Below are 18,273 nucleotides of genomic sequence, written 5' to 3'. Positions count from 1 at the left end.
TCTTATTTTGATAATTTACTTTTATAATCTACATCAGCGGAGATCTATCACTTCTGCGTCAGGAAAATCTGCATCTTTAAAAACAAAGTAAGAATCCGGTTGGTTTACTTCCGTCCTCAATTTACTGATCCGGATTGTCATGGTAACGCCATTTTTAGAATCCACACTAATGCCCACAGGCAGATACGTATTCTTTTCTATCTGAAGAAATACGCGCTGTATATCCCCTTTTTTTCGGGGAGTCAATTCTATATCATAAGCCGATTTTCCATTAGCTGCCGTGCTCTCACCTTTATACAAGGGAGTAAAACCTTTTTTATAAGAACCCAACAGTAATACCGGATTCGTCATTTGAAGTTCTTCCCCCGAAGGTGTTGTTACATTCACTTCATCATTCCGCTCCATATATGCCCATTGTGTTTTACCGTCAAACCATATTCTCATATCCGGGGTTTTCAACATAAATTTCTCCCCTTTCATATTAATAACACCGGAAAAACTTTCCGGTACATTCTGCTGGTCAGAACGGGTATGAGTTGTAAAAGCAGCCTCTATCCCATTCGATTTATCATAAGCCATAGCCGCCTTACCCAAAATATCGTCTGCATTCTGGGCATTACAAGTAAACCCTATTAATGCGGCTAGCAACAATAGCTGTAATATCAGATAAGCGCGGATAAATATACGCACCATTCTTTGTTTCTTTTCTATTTCCATCCTGTTACTTTAACGAATTCAACAATTGTTCCAGGTTATATTCATCCTGAATCAACACCTGACGCGCCTTGCTACCTTCAAAAGGCCCTACTATACCGGCTGCTTCAAGCTGGTCCATCAAACGTCCGGCACGGTTATAACCAATGGCAAACTTACGCTGGATAAGTGATGTAGAACCTTGTTGCTGAATAACAATCAAACGGGCAGCTTCATCAAAAAGCGGATCACGATCCGACAAATCGACTGCTCCCGGAACCTTCTCTCCATCATTTTCGCCCACATATTCAGGCAGCTGGAAGGCTGTAGGGTAGCCCGGCTGTCCTCCGATAAAAGAGGCTATTTGTTCTACCTCAGGTGTATCAACAAAGGCACATTGCACACGTGTCATATCATTACCTTGCGAGAATAACAAGTCGCCCCGGCCAATCAACTGATTTGCACCCGGAGAATCAAGTATGGTGCGCGAATCGATCATCGACGAAACACGGAAAGCCATACGAGCCGGGAAGTTTGCTTTGATCGTACCCGTAATAATATTGGTTGACGGACGCTGCGTTGCAATAATCATATGAATACCAACCGCACGCGCCTTCTGGGCAATACGGGCGATAGGCAATTCTATTTCTTTTCCGGCCGTCATAATCAAATCGCCGAACTCGTCTATAATAACTACGATATAAGGCATGAATTTATGGCCTTTTTCCGGATTCAAATGACGGCTTATAAACTTAGCGTTGTACTCCTTGATATTACGTGTATGCGCCTTCATCAACAGATCATAGCGGTCATCCATTTCCTTACAAAGCGAGTTCAACGTCTGGATCACCTTCGTAAAATCCGTAATAATAGCCTTATCGGCATCCGGCAACTTGGCCAGATAATGACGTTCTATCTCCGAATAAATACTAAACTCTACCATCTTCGGGTCTACCAGTACGAACTTTAATTCCGACGGGTGTTTCTTATACAACAATGAGGTAATAATAGCATTCAATCCGACAGACTTACCTTGTCCTGTCGCACCGGCAACAAGTAAATGAGGCATTTTACATAGGTCAAACATAAATATCTCATTCGTAATAGTCTTACCTAATGCAACCGGCAGGTCGTACCTTGATTCCTGAAACTTACGGGAAGCAATAACCGATTGCATGGCAACCATCTGGGGATCTTTATTTGGCACTTCAATACCAATCGTGCCTTTACCCGGCATCGGAGCTATAATACGAATGCCCAAAGCAGAAAGACTAAGTGCAATATCATCTTCCAGGTTACGAATCTTGGAAATACGTACACCGGTATCGGGTATTACTTCATATAACGTAATTGTCGGTCCAACCGTTGCTTTAATAGAGGCAATGCTGATACCAAAACTTTCCAGTGTTTGCTTGATGCGCTTTTGATTAGCCGTTTGCTCTTCCATATCCACCTGTTGGTCTCCCTGATCGTATTTTTTCAACAGATCGATCGTAGGATAGCGGTAATGGGATAAATCCAGTTTCGGATCATATTCACCTAAAGCTGAGCCATCGTATACCTCATCATCTCCTGAAGGTACTTCTACGGTAAATGTCCCATCTCCGCTATCATCCGAATCCGTATCGTCTATTTCTGTGTTATTATTTTTTGAAACAGGAATATATTCTTCTTCATCACGCGGAACAGTCACTTCGAAGGCATCACTCACAGTCGTAGTAGTCGGAGCATACGTACTTTTTACAGACATACGGGCTGCATCGACTTCTGCCAATTCTTTCGCGGTATCAAATACCTCATCTTCCATTTCCGGTTTTTCATCGGGTTGTTCGGAAAAAGAAGGAATATCCTTTCCTTCATCTTCTTCATCGCTTTCTGCCTGTTCCTCTTTATCAAAACGCTTCTTCAGCCAATGGAATGACAAGAACCTCTGTAAAAGAGGTATCGTACGTTTGCTGGTAAAAATGGCGATTATCAGAAAAAAACCGACCAGAAACAGGATAGTTCCCGGAATACCGATATTATTAATCATCATTTCGGAAAGATAATACCCATGTTGCCCTCCCAAATAGATGAAGGTATCTTCGTATCCTTTTATAAAGATAAAGGCAAAAAACAGCGATCCCCAAAGCAACCAGGCCGAACAGAACAGAAACCGTTTCAAAAGAGAGATACGGTTCAGATTCATCAGCTTCGCACCCACAGAGCCCAAAAAGAATAATATCATAAAAGATGATATGCCGAACCAGCGATTCATCAGCAAATCGGAAAGATAAGCACCTCTGGCTCCTGTCCAGTTCTCTACCGAACCATGATTGGTTACCAGGTCGGATAAAGGTATATTTTCTATTTTGCTTTGATCTGCCCCTCCCGTAAAGAAAAAAGAAATAAGAGCCAGTCCTATATATATAGTAACTATAGAAATAATCAACCCGGATATAAAACGCGTACGTTCATTCTTAAAAAAGGATCTTACAGAACCGAGTTTGCTTTCTTCGTTACTACTTTGTTTCGCCGAAGTCGTTTTTTTTGCCATATATATTGCTTCCCTTTTATAAATACGGACAATAGCGGTATGCCCTTTCCCGTTTTAACAATTTGCAAATGTACATAGAATTATCGAGTATTTTTTCACTTATCACTCCGAAAAACTCACGCAAGCAGGTACAAAACCTTATTATGATGTCCTACTTTTTGCAGGAGTCCTTCTTCTACAAAAGATGTCAGATCCGCTTGTGCCCGATAACGCGAACAGTTCATCAAGCCGGCATATATACGGGGTGTAACACATTTATTTCGTTCCAGATAATCCTGCAACCTGCTTTTTGCATCGACAGAAACGTTATCTTTTACCCGGGGTTTGATATGTTCCAGTTTTATCTCTTTCATTTTCTCTTTCAACTTTGTAGAACAACGGAAGTTTATACCGTCTACACATACGCTGACCTTCCCGTTCTCTTTCTGCTTACTCCGTAAAGAAGGCGAGAAATATCCCAGTTCTTCAAGCTCCACATGATAGCCTCCGCTCAAGGCATAATCCAATACCCAGGAAAGAGAATCGAGAACAGCCTTTACATCGGCCGACGTTACCGACGAACGTTCGGATATCAACCGGCAGATTTCATCCAGTTTATATGTACCATGACACAAGGCACGTGCATGCGTTAATGTTTCTCCTTTACGACCATTTGGTTTCGGAGTGCGATGGGCGGTAAATTTTATTGCCATTATTTTTTATATTTATACGTTTACTTTTTGTTATTTATAATATTGCTCTACCTCAAATGGTAGCATAGAAAATATAAGTTGATAATTGTCAACCATACGGTTAATAATTATCAGCCATACGGTTGACAATTGTCGGCCGCTTGGCTGACAGTTATCAACCGTACTTTCATTCAAGTACAAATATACGAACGGTTTGCCTAAAAGTATCACAATATTTGCTATTTTTGCAAACTGTTATCGTAGGAAACTATAGAAACAAAAATGGAAAAAGAGAAAGAAAATAATCCTATATACGAACGGAATACGCTAGAATTTGTCACTGTAGCACTAGAATTTTGTTCCTTCGTTGAAACCGCCGGACAACGTGATTTGTATGAATTTGTAGACAAATCGGTAAAGATGTTGCCCTTATTATACCTGAAAGCATCCCTTTTACCGGATGTCGAAGCAGACGACGAGGCAGAACTGGAATTTTCTGTTACCGAAGATATGTACGAATCCGTACGCAACCAAATAGCCAACTTGCTTGGAGACAAAGATACTTATCTGGAAACTTTCCATCCGGATATGCAATATAGCGATGCTCCGATAGCAGCTTTCATTTCCGAAAATCTAGCCGATGTATACCAGGACACCGGAAATTTCATCTCGCTTTTCCGCCAGGGGAACGAAGAAGTCATGCAAAACGCAATTGCCTTATGCCGTACAAATTTTCGTGAATATTGGGGGCAACAGCTATTGAATGCCTTGAAAGCACTCCATGCTGTACGCTATGATGACGAAGAAAATCTGGAAAAGAACAACAACGAATGATACAACAATACACACATACAATAAAAAAAGAAGATATAGCCACCCTTCCTATAGAAGAATTTAAAGGCCGGATTTTTATAATAGATACGGAAAAGGACACCGATAAAGCCGTTGAATATTTGTCAAAATGCCCGAAAGTCGGATTCGATACCGAGACACGTCCCAGCTTTAAGAAAGGGCAACATTATAAAATATCACTGATGCAGATATCAACCGAAGACACATGTTTTCTATTCCGGCTAAACCGGATTGATATACCTAAATCGCTGGTCGATTTTATACAGAACAACAATGTGATGAAAATAGGCCTTTCCCTCAGGGATGATTTTGCCGCCCTGCATAAACGTACAAATGCAGAGCCGGTAAACTTTCTGGATTTGCAGAAATACGTAGTGAAATTCGGCATAGAAGATGCCAGCCTGCAAAAAATATATGCCATTTTATTCAAGAAAAAGATATCTAAAGGGCAACGGCTGACTAATTGGGAAGCAGATGTTCTTACTGAATCGCAAAAAAAATATGCATCATTAGATGCATGGGCATGTCTCCAAATATATAACTTATTGAATCAAGCATAGATGAATTATTGTAAAGTTTTTCTGAAACCAAAGAAAGAAGAATCGCTATTGCGCTTCCACCCATGGGTATTTTCAGGTGCAATCCAGTCTATAGAAGGAAAGCCCGAAGAAGGTGATCTGGTAGAAGTTTACGGACAAAACCAGCGCTTTTTGGCAGTCGGTCATTACCAGATAGGAAGTATAGCCGTGCGTATTTTATCATTTAAGCCTGCTACAGTCAATACAGATTTCTGGACAGAACGCATCCGCATTGCATATACTCTCCGTAAGTCGTTAAGATTAGCCGGTACGGAAAACAACAACACATACCGTTTGATTCATGGCGAAGGAGATAATCTGCCTGGATTGGTAATAGATATGTATGCACATACGGCTGTTATGCAAGCCCATTCGGTTGGTATGCACTATGCACGCCATCAAATTGCAGAAGCATTAAAAACTGTGCTTGGAGACACTCTACAAAATATCTATTATAAATCGGAAGCCACCCTGCCATTTAAAGCGAACCTGGATAGCGAAGACGGGTATTTATATGGTGGAGAAGTAGAAGATATTGCACTGGAGCACGGATTAAAGTTCTGTGTTGACTGGCAAAAAGGACAGAAAACAGGATTTTTTGTAGACCAGCGCGAAAACCGTTCTTTGCTGGAACATTATTCCAAAGACCGTTCCGTATTAAATATGTTCTGCTATACAGGAGGCTTTTCTTTCTATGCCATGCGCGGAGGAGCAAAAGTAGTTCACTCGGTAGACAGTTCGGCAAAAGCTATTAGTCTGACAAAGAAAAATGTAGAGCTGAATTTCCCCGGAGATACAAGGCATGATGCATATGCGGAAGATGCTTTCAAATACCTTGAAAAGATGGGAAGCAACTATGACTTGATTATCCTTGACCCTCCCGCCTTTGCCAAACACAAAAATGTATTACGAAATGCTTTGCAAGGCTACCGCAAGCTAAATGCCATCGCATTCGAGAAGATCAAGCCCGGAGGTATCCTGTTTACCTTCTCATGCTCACAGGTAGTAAGCAAAGAGAACTTCCGGCTAGCAGTATTCAGTGCTGCTGCTCAATCAGGACGAAGCGTACGCATTTTACACCAGCTTACCCAGCCAGCCGACCATCCGGTTAATATATATCACCCGGAAGGCGAATATCTGAAAGGATTGGTTTTGTATGTAGAATAAATTATTTATTTAGCATAAGCAGAGGGGACTTTCCCGAAAAATTCAGTAAAATGTTTCCGGAATGTTGGGATATCATTATAGCCTACCATTTCGGAAACTTCTTGTATAGAGTATCTATGGCATTTAAGCAATACAGCAGCTCTTTTTAAACGGACATTACGGATCAGTTCGATAACGCTTAATGCCGTGATCAGTTTTACTTTCCGATATAACGTAGTTTGGCTCATGTTCACACAATCAGCCAAATCCTTCACTTTAAAGTTCTTATCTGACAAATTTTCTTCTATAAGTTTAACAAGGTGAGAGATAAACCTTTTTTTCTCCTCCACCCTGCAAGAATCCGCCGTTCTTTCCTCCAAAGCGTTAGGAGCCGAGAAAGGCGAAATCGTCCCGCTCCCCTATATCAATGGGATCTATGTACGTAAACATGATAAGGGAGAGGTAAAAACACTTGTTTACCACGTCAAAAACGGTAACAAAGGGACATTGGAAATAGGAGAAAGCGGAACTCCGGCTGAAGGCACAGAAGAGCTGAAATGGGGGGGACAAAGAAAACGAGATACCCTTTATTGCCTACACGACTCCGACAGGGGTAACGATGGAGGGTAGCGGCAACGACGACAATCCTGCTTCGGGAACGGTCGATTTCGTTGAGGGTAATAAGAAGAGTGACACTAATCCCGCGAAAGACAAACTGAACGATAAATCCGTTACCCCGCTGGAAGTTTTTATCAGCGCAAGAGCTACGGCCAAATATGAGGAAAGCCCATCCGTCACCCTGCCTTTCAAGCATATAGTAAGCAAATTAAGCATACGCGTACGTAATTGGAACAATGAGGACATCACACAGGAATCCATATCCATCACTTTCTATGCTATCCCACAGAAATGGACGGCTGAGCAAGACAGGGATAACGCCTTGCGTATAACAAAGAAGGCTGAAGGTGTGACAGATGCCCTGACAGTTTCATTCGGTAATCTGGATAAGCAAACAGTCAGTGGCGCAACCTATTCGCTCATCTATCTGCCCCCGCTGACATCGGCTCTGGGTACAGACTTTGCTACAGCCGGTGATTTTTGTATTACCTACAGTGGCAATAAATATTATGGGACTTTGAAGGATATCGATCTTACCAACGGTGAACTCCAAGCCGGTGAACACATGCGCATCACCATGGATCTGTCCGAAAACTTCGGTGTAGGCGTAGGCCCTTGGATTGCTAACTGGAGCGGGCCGGACGGCGAAGAGACTGTTTACGGACAGCCGCATGCAGGTATCTATACGCTAAAAGGATTAGAGATATTCAGGGATGCCATAAACAAAGGCGGAGAGATACCTGACTCTCTCTGCACAACAGTAGATGGTGTCAGGGCGATCCGGTTATACAACAATATATCCGTACCTGCCGACTTCGGTTCCATCGGCAATGCCGGCTATCCCTTCACCGGCACTTTCGACGGCCAGGGTTATACGATCAGCGGGATCAGTGGAACGGCCGGTTTGTTCGGGACGGTAGGAAACGAAACTACCCCTTCCGACACCATCCGCAACCTCCGCCTCTCCGGCTCGATAAACGGGACGGCAGACGGCATCGCCCTTCTTGCCGACACCGTCACGAATGCGGTCGTGACCAACTGCCATGTGGCAGGGACAAGTTCCGTCACATCCACCGGCAGCACAATCGGCGGCCTGGTCGGCGTAGCAGGCGCAGGTACAACCATATCGCAATGTTCCTTCACCGGAACAATTTCCGGTAACACGATCGGCGGTATTGCAGGAAGTTTTGCAGGAGCCGCAATCAGCAACTGCTTTGTTTCGGAAACGGGAGATGCAACTACCCCGGTCAACATCGCAGGAAGCGGCACTGGCAGCGGTACGATCAAGAACAGTTATTCCGTAATCAAAACGACAGAAACAACGGAAGCGAATGCGGTTATCGGATATTATTGGAAAGAGGTTTCTTTTTCTTCTTTTGACAAATCAACACAATTTGATAAGAGTGGAAAATTCAGCACACAGATAAGCGAGGCTGAAACAACCCTGCTCGAAGCCCTGAACGCCAATGCAGGCGCAGACACAGGCATCAGGTGGGTGTATGTCTACGGCAAAGACTTCCCGGTTCTCGAAATCCAATAGATCGGACGGGGATCGTCTTAAAGACGGTATAGAAACCAATAGGCGGATGGTGAGGATCGGGCAAATAGCTTAGTCCGCCCATCCGCCTTCCCATTTAGCGATAATTAATAATCTGCCCCCGCAAAATATATACGGAAATATTTCTTCATTTCGTAATAGGTTGTACCTTTGTCTCGCTTTTAAGAGAGATGGAAGTATTATTATATAAGTAAAACATATAAAACTTATTATTATGTCTAAAGTAACAGTTGTTGGCGCCGGTAATGTAGGTGCTACTTGTGCAAATGTTCTCGCCTTTAATGAAGTGGCAGACGAAGTTGTAATGCTTGATGTTAAGGAAGGCGTATCCGAAGGCAAAGCTATGGATATGATGCAGACAGCTCAACTACTAGGTTTCGATTCTACAGTTGTAGGTTGCACAAACGATTACGAAAAAACAGCAAACTCTGACGTTGTTGTTATCACTTCAGGTATTCCTCGTAAACCGGGTATGACTCGTGAAGAACTGATCGGTGTTAACGCTGGTATCGTTAAGAGCGTTGCACAGAACATTCTGAAATATTCTCCAAATGCTATCTTGGTTGTTATCTCTAACCCGATGGATACAATGACTTATTTGTCACTGAAATCTTTAGGTGTTGCTAAAAACCGCATCATTGGTATGGGTGGTGCTCTGGATAGCTCACGTTTCAAATATTTCCTGTCTCAGGCTCTAGGTTGCAATGCCAACGAAGTAGAAGGTATGGTAATCGGTGGTCATGGCGATACAACTATGATTCCATTAGCTCGTCTGGCTACATACAAAGGTATTCCTGTTAGCAAATTATTGAGCGCTGAAAAATTACAGGAAGTAGTTTCTTCTACTATGGTAGGTGGTGCTACATTAACTAAATTATTAGGTACTTCTGCATGGTATGCACCAGGTGCTGCAGGAGCTTTTGTAGTAGAATCAATCCTTCACAACCAAAAGAAAATGATTCCTTCTTGCGTTGCTTTGGATGGCGAATATGGACAAAGCGATATTTGCATCGGTGTTCCGGCAATCATTGGTCGCAACGGTGTTGAAAAGATCGTTGAACTTGACCTGACTGCAGACGAAAAAGCATTGTTCGAAAAGAGCGCTGCTGCTGTTCGCGCAACAAACGCAGCTTTAAAAGAAGTTGGTGCATTATAATCGATTAACAAACTCGTTGATTATATAGCCAAAGAGGGTAACTTCAAATTGAAGTTACCCTCTTTTTTATGATTATCTATGTAAGCTCATTCCTAAATAAACACCTATGAAATAAGATTTCAATTGATCAACTTGCCTTAATCATATTACTTCATAATTTATCGGTTCTGGTTATATACTAGACATCTATTTTTCAGAAAAACGTACAAATGTAGAATCTTTTATTGTTTATACATTCTTTTATTCTTAAAAATAGCTTTATTTTATATTTAGATATCAGTCATATATCACATTTTGACAAATCGAAAATCTATTCGTTCAAATTGATCTACGAAATAAAATATAAAATTGCTTTATTCAATAATATATTTTAAATTTGCATTTAAACAGATAAAAACTAGATAATCTATGGAAGCAAAATTTATGATTTCCGAAGTATTCAGTACTTCATGGAAATACACCAAATCCCAGATTTGGGTATTAGTTGGATTACTTATTGGCATGTTTATATTATCATTTACGTTAGGCATATTTGCATTGCCAAGCAGCGGATCAATAACAGGACAAATTATTGTAAATTTCATCAGCATTATTATTTCTCTGATTTTTTCAATGGGATATATTAAAAACTTATTCCAGACTTTGGATGGTATCGAACCGCAGTTTTCTGCATACGGACAACAGGCCCGTAAAATATTCACTTACTGCACAGCCAGCATTATTGTTGGTATTGCTGTATTTATCGGATGTCTCGTATTTCTTATTCCTGGTATTTATTTAGCTTTGCGTCTGCAATTTTTTGCAGCATTCATCGTTGAAGAAGATGCAAGTTTTATGGATTCGATAAAACGAAGTTGGGAAATAACCCAGGGACAAGTAGGACAATTATTTATGTTAATTTTGGCAATGCTCGGTATTATGATCGTCGGAATATTGTTGTTTGGTATCGGGATTCTTTTCGCAATGCCATTGATATATATGATGTATTGTTATACGTTCCGCAAATTAAATACACTAACAGGAACCACTACGGAGTCATAAAAACATAGAAACCACTAAAATTACAAACATATGAGATTATCACACTTTAAATTAAAAGGACATGGCAAATTTATTTTGTATTAAAGACAAAGTCATTATTATTACAGGAGGAGCCGGTATCCTGGGACGAGGTATAGCCGGACATTTAGCAGAAGAAGGTGCTAAAATTATTATTTTGGATCGTGCTGCAGAAGTAGGCGAACAAATTGTTGCAGAAATCAAAGCAAAAGGAGGAGAAGCATCTTTCCTCCTGACAGATGTACTGAAAAAAGAAGTATTGGAACAAAACAAAAAAGACATCCTATCCAAATACGGACGCATCGATGTTTTGCTCAATGCAGCAGGAGGTAATATGGCAGGAGCTACTATTGCACCAGACAAAACCATTTTCGATCTGGATATAGAAGCTTTCAGAAAAGTTATTGATTTAAACCTGTTCGGTACCGTACTTCCGACAATGGTTTTTGCAGAAGTTATGGCAAAACAGAAAGAAGGAGCTATTGTAAATTTCTCTTCCGAATCTGCTTTACGCCCATTAACTCGTGTAGTTGGATACGGAGCTGCTAAAGCTGCAATCACGAACCTGACTAAATACATGGCAGGTGAATTAGCTTCAAAATTTGGTGAAGGAATACGTGTAAACGCCATAGCTCCAGGTTTTTTTCTAACAGAACAAAACAGAACGTTGATGACAAATCCGGATGGTTCTTACACTTCGCGTGCCGAGTCGGTAGTTGCTCATACGCCTTTCCGTCGCTTGGGTAAACCTGAAGAACTTTATGGAACAATTCAGTATCTTATCAGCGAAGCTTCTAAATTTGTAACCGGAACTGTTGCTATTGTCGACGGAGGTTTTGATGCCTTCTCCATATAAACCACAAATACGATCATAAACCACGAAAAGAATAAAAAAGAGTAAATTCAAACCACTAAAAAAGAAATTCATGTATTTATGCAATCAAACTTGGCGCTGGTACGGACCTCAGGATCCGGTCAGCCTCCGGGACATTCGTCAGGCGGGTGCCTCCGGAATTGTCAACGCACTCCATCATATCCCAAACGGAGAAATATGGACAATTGAAGAAATAAAAAAACGGAAAGCGATCATTGAAGAAGCAGGGTTAAAATGGGATGTTGTGGAAAGTGTTCCTGTACACGAACATATCAAAACGCAAACAGGGAACTTTCAGCATTACATAGAAAATTACAAACAAAGCGTCAAAAATTTAGGTGCATGTGGTATTAAAGTAGTTACATACAACTTTATGCCCGTCCTTGACTGGACACGTACGGACTTGGCTTATACAATGCCAGATGGATCAAAAGCTCTTCGTTTTGAACGGGCAGCATTCATGGCTTTTGACTTGTTTATTCTTAAACGTCCCGAAGCAGAACAAGAATATACCTCCGAAGAAATAGAAATAGCCAGGATACGATATGAGTCCATGAGTGAGGACGAACGTCATCTTCTTACCCGTAACATGATTGCCGGGTTACCCGGATCAGAAGAGAGTTTCACTATCGAGCAATTCCGCGAAGAATTATCCCGTTATAAAAATGTGACTGCAGAAAAACTCCGTTCCAATTTAATCTATTTCCTAAAAGAAATTGCACCGGTAGCCGATGAAGCAAACGTAAGTCTGGTAATCCATCCAGACGATCCTCCTTTTTCTATTTTAGGGTTACCTAGAATTTTAAGCACTGAAGATGATTTTCAAAAACTCATTGAAGCCGTCCCTAATCCAAGCAATGGGCTATGTTTATGCACCGGGTCATTTGGCGTACGAAGTGACAATGATTTGGCAGGCATGATAGAACGATATGCCGAACGGATCAATTTCGTTCATTTCCGTAGTACTAAACGTGACCCGGAAGGTAATTTCTATGAAGCGAATCATCTGGAAGGAGATGTAGATATGTATAAGGTGATGAAAGCGCTACTTACCATCCAGCAACGCCGCCAATGCAGTATAGCAATGAGGCCGGATCATGGTCATCAAATGATTGATGACTTAAAAAAGAAAACAAATCCTGGCTACTCTTGCATTGGACGCTTACGCGGACTGGCCGAGTTACGTGGACTAGAAATGGGGATTGCATGTTCGCTTTTCTCTTCCAAATAATACTATCCGGATTTCTTCCGAAAGAATTTAAAATTCCTCTCGGAAGAAATCCGGATTCTTTTTCTCTCCATACTTTTAAGGCCATAATTATTCCAAATAAGTTATAAAATAGTTAGCAGAGGCCTATTCTCTGCCGGCTTTTTATTACTTTTGTTTTATTAACAAAGTTGTAAATGGCAAAAATACTATATAAACTCGCATTAGCATTACTGATTGCAACAGCAACTTATGGTGCAACACCAAACAAAAAAAAACAAAAAAAAGAAATACCCGTATCGGTTAACTTTCCCGAACAGAACATCCCTTTACCTATAAAAGATTTCAGTATTGTTCTGCCTCCGGCTCCTGAAATACTTAAAATACATCCACCTCAAAGAAAAGTTTCAGAAACATTTTCTCTCCAGGAGAAAAGCTATATAGCCATAAAAGATCCTCAATTATTCAAAAACAGCAATACTGAAATCATCGATCTTAGTATCATTCCTGAAGGTGCATACGCATTTCCTCTTCCAAATGGAAAAGTGATATCGCCATATGGAGGTCGGCGGAAAGGCCATTCGGGTACAGATATAAAAACCTGCCCTAATGACACTATTGTTGCAGCATTCGACGGAGTCGTACGTATGGCAAAACCATTTGCAGCTTATGGAAATGTAATTGTCATCCGACACTTTAACGGGTTGGAAACAGTTTATAGTCACAACTCAAAAAATCTTGTTCAGTCCGGAGACTATGTAAAAGCAGGTGATCCCATCGGATTAACCGGTCGTACAGGCAGAGCCACAACAGAACATCTGCATTTTGAAACCCGTATCAACGGAGAGCATTTTAATCCGAACATTATTTTTGATATGGAGCAAAGAACCCTAAAACGAAAAAATATTATTTGCATGAAAAGAGGGAATACTGTCAATGTTAAAACCTCAGATGTTTTGCCACATCAACTGGCAAAAGCCTATAAAAAAACCACAAAATAAGAAAGGAACAGAAAGGAGTAGAGTAACGCATTGATTATACAAAAAATACAGCGAGCAAGCATGAAAATAAATACTATAAAAAGAACAAGGAAGAACCGTTTTTAGTCCTTATTTTTATAACGTGGGGACCAATCTATCTCATACATTAAATATATAAGAACTAAATTCAGAATCATCTTATAAAAATCACCTAGACTATAATTGGCAAAACCACCAGTACAGTTTTTCAGAACGAAAAGTAAAAAAATAGTTTGACGTTTAAGTAGTCATTAAATGGTACTTAAACGTCAAACTTCTACTTGTTAACAATAACCTGACTACTTTTTTCCAAAATAGATCGGCCAGTTCGTCAACAACATTTCTTAGCCGACAAATCATTTTTGCTTATGGTTGTAAAATCAAAAAACTTATATATTAATTCAATGTGAATGAAAATATAAGTTTTTTGATAATTATATTAGAAAAATGAATACACAATTATTATTGGATTGTCTTCTTTATTGATTTCGGGAAAATCAATGGAAGAAACGCCGATTTGTTCCAATAGACTAATATAATTGGCGGAACTTGTCCCAATTGCCAAATGTTTTGAATCTATACTTTTAAGAATATCATAATTTTTAAAGAAAGCATATTGTGTATGATCATATTCATCGTTTATCTGATAACAATTTTTCATTGATTTAGTATAAACAGAGGGATATGTACCATTTGGGAAAAGACCGATAAATATATATTTGTCTAGTTCAACAAAATCACCATTGAAACATTTTGAATTTTGAATATAATCAATATAATTTCGCATGGCATTGTTTCCTTCAAGTGATGGCCTGTTTGTACCTTTTACTGATATCGCATAACGAGGTACAATGTGCTTATCTAATTGGTAAATAGTATCTGAAAGATTTGGATTATAGTAAACGACTTTATTATTTATCATTAAATGATTTGGATGAGTTACCAAATTAAAATCTTTTCTATATGTACTAGGAAAATTGCTACTAAGAATTTCTCCTTTTGAATCAGTTATAACTAATGTATTGTCTAATGATTTACTACCATCGTAAACTCCAGCTGTATTAGTAAATATCCATTTATCCCCTCCAAATTGTTCTACAATTTCACTTCTAAAAGGAAGATTACGATCTTTAATATACTTTCCATTAAGATCATAGTATAAGGCTTTCCCATTATTTCCATCTATTACAATAATTGATTTTTTGTCAGGAGTTAATGTTATATAGGTAAAATTATTATATTCACCTGGTCCATTCCCAATATTACCAACTTTATTGAGAAAGTTCCCTTTACAATCAAACAAATATATGCCTTTTGAAGATATGTTGTCTCCTACAATAATTCTGTTTTCAGCAAATACCAGATTGGATATAAATCCGATTAGATTATCATCAATAGTTTGAAGTGGAATAAAAGATATGTCTTTTATTATACTGTCTAGGCAAATATGAGGATCATTATTTGATATAGTTATATCATCAATATTTGCCATATTTTTTTTATCTGTATCTTTTTGGCATGAATTTATAACTATTACTAATCCTATTACAATTAGTAATTTACACATATTCATTTTTATTTCACTCATATACATTCATTTTAAATTGTAAAAGTCATTGCTAATTTCGTATCTTATTTTTATAATTCTTCGTAAAAAGGGAAAATGAGTTAATCTTTTTGTAATATAATGTTTCAATAATACGTGAAATACAAAAAAGAGAGGTGATATTTTACCTCTCTCTTTATGTTTTTTATCGTTTATATAAATAAACTTCACGTTTAAACTGAAATATTTCTTTTTTCTTTAACAAGCATTACCTGGTCCGTTACATATATTCCTATCTAAAATGGGATTATATTTAAAAGCCGAATGGTATTCACTCCCGCTTTCTCCACCTGCTAATGCTTCAATATTATCCAATGTCAAATCAGATAGTTTAACTTCACTATTTTGGCTGAAATACCAGCCCGCGATTGTTATCGCACTTACGGAAACTAAACCTACGATTTTTTTCTTCATAATTACTATTTTATTAATATGATTGTTAGGAAATATATTATTTTGCAATTATTGGGTTTTAAATCTATAAACTTTTAATTTTGAACAAAATTAACTGATTAAGTAATTTTTAAAGCAAAAAAAATAATGACATTTTAATGACATTTCATATAATTACAAATTTTACCAGATTATAATAGGCATCGATGGTTGATACATCAAAGCATTAATAACTAACCGGTAAACCTTAATCGGTGATTCCTCTTTGTCGGTTGGACGTAATCAGATTTTTACTACTTTGCCATGATTTTAATTATTTATTGTTTAACCATTTGATTTCTTTACTACATCTCCTTCTACCCACAGTTCCCCTTTAACATGAGGATCTATGGTATATAAATTACCAAAGACAATTCTTCCGTTTCCTATTTCTTGAGCAATAGTGCCATCCCTATTATATATGGAAAAAACGAATAGACGAAGTTTATCCAAAATACAAATTACTCGGAACACATTCAGGGAGACGTACGTTCATATGTAATGCACTAATGCTTGGCATCTCACCTGAAGTTGTTATGAAATGGACTGGGCATAGCGACTACAAATCAATGAAGCCATACATTGACATTGCAGATTCGGCAAAGCGAGAAGCCATGAAATTATTCAACAAAAAATCAGCTAAAACAAACGCTTAATCCCCGAAATAGTCCCTAAACAACAAAGACTACTGATAATCAGTAGTCTTTGTGGAGCTGGAGAGATTCGAACTCTCGTCCAAACGAGGAACTAATTTGCTTTCTACATGTTTATCTTCGCCTTCATTGTCGGAACTAAGCAAGACCGAAGCCACCCACTTAATTCTTATTCTCTAAACTTTCACAAGAAACCCGAGACTTATTTCTCGCTATCTCCGATATTGCTGCACCACCTTATCGGAACGCTTCGGAGCAACAGCATCCGGGTGATGTCACGTCCCCGCAACTATTGCAGGGATTAAGCTTTAATCTACTATACTTCGATTAAGCAGCGAGAGCGTAATTGTTTTCGCCAGTTAATTGTTCGTTGTCTGAGATTTAAGTGCAAGCCAACCACGCACTACATGCTTACAAACCACTTCTGCCCGCTGTCAAAACCGGTCAGCCCCTTAGTTTGCAAATACAAAGATACAAAAAATCTCCATATTATATCATCTATAAACCCTATTCTATTATATTAATTTCGTGAAACCAATCTTCTGCTCTGTCAGGCCACTCATTAACAGAGGCTCCTGTATCACGTAACCCAAACCCATGACCACCATTACTATATAAATGCATCCGTGCAGGAACCCCAGCTTCCTTCAATGCATAATAATAAAAAAGACTACTATTAATATAAGACTTGTCATCTTCAGCCTGGACAATCATTGTAGGTGGTGTCTCCGATGAAACCTTTAATTCCTGGGCTAACTGAAAATTGCCACCATCCAAATAAGCAGGATATACCAATAAGCAAAAATCAGGTCGACAACTAATTTTATCTACTGCATCAATAGGTTGGTAGGTTCTCTCATTATAATTATTACTCAACATAGCTGCCAAATGAGCTCCAGCAGAGAACCCCATTACTCCTATTCTTTGCGGGTCTATATTCATATCTTCAGCATGAGAACGCACATAACTCATAGCTCTTTGAATATCTTCAAGAGGAGCCTCATGTTTTGCCCGTTCAGCTCTCCGAGGCACCCGATACTTAAGTAATACAGCTGTAACACCGATATTATTAAGCCATTCACAGACTTCATCCCCTTCCAAATCATAAGCAAGGATATTATATCCACCTCCGGGACAAACAACCATTGCTGCACCTGTTGCAACTTCATCCGGTGCAGGATAAACAGTAATTGTCGGTTCGCTTACATTAGTGATACGAAGTACTGTCTCTCCGCCTACCTTCCCTCCATCCTTATCGGCCTTCTCTATCAACTTAATTGTTTCGCCGGGAGCACCTTTAGGGAATAAAAGAACAGGATTATTTTGCGCTATAACAGCGTTTGCCATACAACACATTCCAATAAACAAAAACATCCATTTCTTTATCATATCAGTAATATTTATAATGGACGAATATATACATCTTATTTGATTTTCCAATCAACACCAACATAAAAAATAAACTGTCACCTTCACAAACTAAAAAAGGAGTCCACTCAGATGAATGGACTCCTTCTCTCCTTTAAAACGGCGGCTACCTACTCTTCCACTGTTACGCAGTACCATCGGCGCGACGAGGCTTAACTTCTCTGTTCGGTATGGGAAGAGGTGGATC

General features: G+C 39.3%; 16 protein-coding genes, 1 rRNA gene, 1 other RNA gene and 1 pseudogene. 10 read left to right on the top strand and 9 right to left on the bottom strand.

The genetic code is table 11. The features are described from left to right. Positions 1–33: 33 nt before the first annotated feature. From C4S38_RS13580 to C4S38_RS13570, 3 genes are all read right to left on the bottom strand, one after another. Positions 34–717, bottom strand: coding sequence for a LolA family protein (locus C4S38_RS13580; protein WP_103984143.1), 684 nt, complete (start codon positions 715–717; stop codon positions 34–36). Positions 718–721: 4 nt separating this feature from the next. After that, positions 722–3,229, bottom strand: a complete 2,508-nt coding sequence (locus C4S38_RS13575) for an FtsK/SpoIIIE family DNA translocase (RefSeq protein WP_103984142.1) — start codon at positions 3,227–3,229, stop codon at positions 722–724. A gap of 116 nt (positions 3,230–3,345) precedes the next feature. Continuing rightward, complete coding sequence (locus C4S38_RS13570; protein ID WP_103984141.1) at positions 3,346–3,921, bottom strand: HU family DNA-binding protein; 576 nt, start codon at positions 3,919–3,921, stop codon at positions 3,346–3,348. A 261-nt stretch (positions 3,922–4,182) separates the two neighbouring features. Here C4S38_RS13570 and C4S38_RS13565 point away from each other — a divergent pair, with 261 nt between their 5' ends. From C4S38_RS13565 to C4S38_RS13555, 3 genes are read left to right on the top strand one after another with little or no spacing between them, the layout of a single operon-like run. Then, positions 4,183–4,734, top strand: a complete 552-nt coding sequence (locus C4S38_RS13565) for a DUF5063 domain-containing protein (RefSeq protein WP_099465819.1) — start codon at positions 4,183–4,185, stop codon at positions 4,732–4,734. Continuing rightward, a complete protein-coding gene (locus C4S38_RS13560; RefSeq protein ID WP_103984140.1) occupies positions 4,731–5,312 on the top strand; it encodes a 3'-5' exonuclease in 582 nt (193 codons plus the stop codon). Before C4S38_RS13565 ends, C4S38_RS13560 begins: the two co-directional genes overlap by 4 nt. Continuing rightward, positions 5,313–6,497 (top strand): class I SAM-dependent rRNA methyltransferase, encoded by a 1,185-nt coding sequence (locus C4S38_RS13555; RefSeq protein WP_103984139.1) that lies wholly within the window; start codon positions 5,313–5,315, stop codon positions 6,495–6,497. A gap of 5 nt (positions 6,498–6,502) precedes the next feature. Here C4S38_RS13555 and C4S38_RS13550 read toward each other — a convergent pair whose 3' ends face one another. Beyond that, on the bottom strand, positions 6,503–6,772 hold the full coding sequence (locus tag C4S38_RS13550) for a helix-turn-helix domain-containing protein (RefSeq protein WP_234999387.1): 270 nt from the start codon (positions 6,770–6,772) through the stop codon (positions 6,503–6,505). A gap of 323 nt (positions 6,773–7,095) precedes the next feature. Here C4S38_RS13550 and C4S38_RS13545 point away from each other — a divergent pair, with 323 nt between their 5' ends. The 6 genes from C4S38_RS13545 (at position 7,096) to C4S38_RS13520 (ending at position 13,949) form a co-directional block, all read left to right on the top strand. Next, positions 7,096–8,634, top strand: a complete 1,539-nt coding sequence (locus C4S38_RS13545) for a fimbrillin family protein (protein ID WP_103984137.1) — start codon at positions 7,096–7,098, stop codon at positions 8,632–8,634. A gap of 232 nt (positions 8,635–8,866) precedes the next feature. After that, positions 8,867–9,808: a malate dehydrogenase gene (mdh, locus tag C4S38_RS13540; RefSeq protein ID WP_099465814.1), complete on the top strand. Its 942-nt coding sequence runs from the start codon at positions 8,867–8,869 to the stop codon at positions 9,806–9,808. A gap of 408 nt (positions 9,809–10,216) precedes the next feature. Further along, positions 10,217–10,849: a glycerophosphoryl diester phosphodiesterase membrane domain-containing protein gene (locus tag C4S38_RS13535; RefSeq protein WP_103984136.1), complete on the top strand. Its 633-nt coding sequence runs from the start codon at positions 10,217–10,219 to the stop codon at positions 10,847–10,849. A 61-nt stretch (positions 10,850–10,910) separates the two neighbouring features. Then, positions 10,911–11,723 carry an SDR family oxidoreductase gene (locus C4S38_RS13530; RefSeq protein ID WP_099465807.1) on the top strand — a complete coding sequence of 271 codons (813 nt, stop codon included), beginning with the start codon at positions 10,911–10,913 and terminating at the stop codon, positions 11,721–11,723. A 70-nt stretch (positions 11,724–11,793) separates the two neighbouring features. Next, a complete protein-coding gene (uxuA, locus tag C4S38_RS13525) occupies positions 11,794–12,972 on the top strand; it encodes a mannonate dehydratase (RefSeq protein ID WP_103984135.1) in 1,179 nt (392 codons plus the stop codon). A 182-nt stretch (positions 12,973–13,154) separates the two neighbouring features. Next, positions 13,155–13,949: a M23 family metallopeptidase gene (locus C4S38_RS13520; protein WP_394340857.1), complete on the top strand. Its 795-nt coding sequence runs from the start codon at positions 13,155–13,157 to the stop codon at positions 13,947–13,949. Positions 13,950–14,406: 457 nt separating this feature from the next. Here the strand turns inward: C4S38_RS13520 and C4S38_RS13515 are convergent, their stop codons facing one another. Both C4S38_RS13515 and C4S38_RS13510 read right to left on the bottom strand, forming a co-directional pair. Continuing rightward, positions 14,407–15,555 (bottom strand): 6-bladed beta-propeller, encoded by a 1,149-nt coding sequence (locus C4S38_RS13515; RefSeq protein WP_160034735.1) that lies wholly within the window; start codon positions 15,553–15,555, stop codon positions 14,407–14,409. A 216-nt stretch (positions 15,556–15,771) separates the two neighbouring features. Then, a complete protein-coding gene (locus C4S38_RS13510; protein ID WP_103984132.1) occupies positions 15,772–15,987 on the bottom strand; it encodes an NVEALA domain-containing protein in 216 nt (71 codons plus the stop codon). Between the two features lie 431 nt (positions 15,988–16,418). Here C4S38_RS13510 and C4S38_RS13505 point away from each other — a divergent pair. Further along, positions 16,419–16,661 (top strand): annotated as a pseudogene (locus C4S38_RS13505) (site-specific integrase); the annotation flags it as partial. 49 nt (positions 16,662–16,710) lie between these two features. Here C4S38_RS13505 and ssrA read toward each other — a convergent pair. From ssrA to rrf, 3 genes are all read right to left on the bottom strand, one after another. Next, positions 16,711–17,110: a transfer-messenger RNA gene (gene ssrA, locus C4S38_RS13500) on the bottom strand. A 55-nt stretch (positions 17,111–17,165) separates the two neighbouring features. Then, complete coding sequence (locus C4S38_RS13495; protein WP_103984131.1) at positions 17,166–18,047, bottom strand: alpha/beta hydrolase; 882 nt, start codon at positions 18,045–18,047, stop codon at positions 17,166–17,168. 136 nt (positions 18,048–18,183) lie between these two features. Further along, positions 18,184–18,273: ribosomal RNA gene (gene rrf / locus C4S38_RS13490) — 5S ribosomal RNA — on the bottom strand; the annotation flags it as partial.

It is taken from the genome of Parabacteroides chinchillae (assembly GCF_900108035.1).
Classification (GTDB): Bacteria; Bacteroidota; Bacteroidia; order Bacteroidales; family Tannerellaceae; genus Parabacteroides; species Parabacteroides chinchillae.
This window is presented reverse-complemented; position numbering and strand designations above follow the sequence as displayed.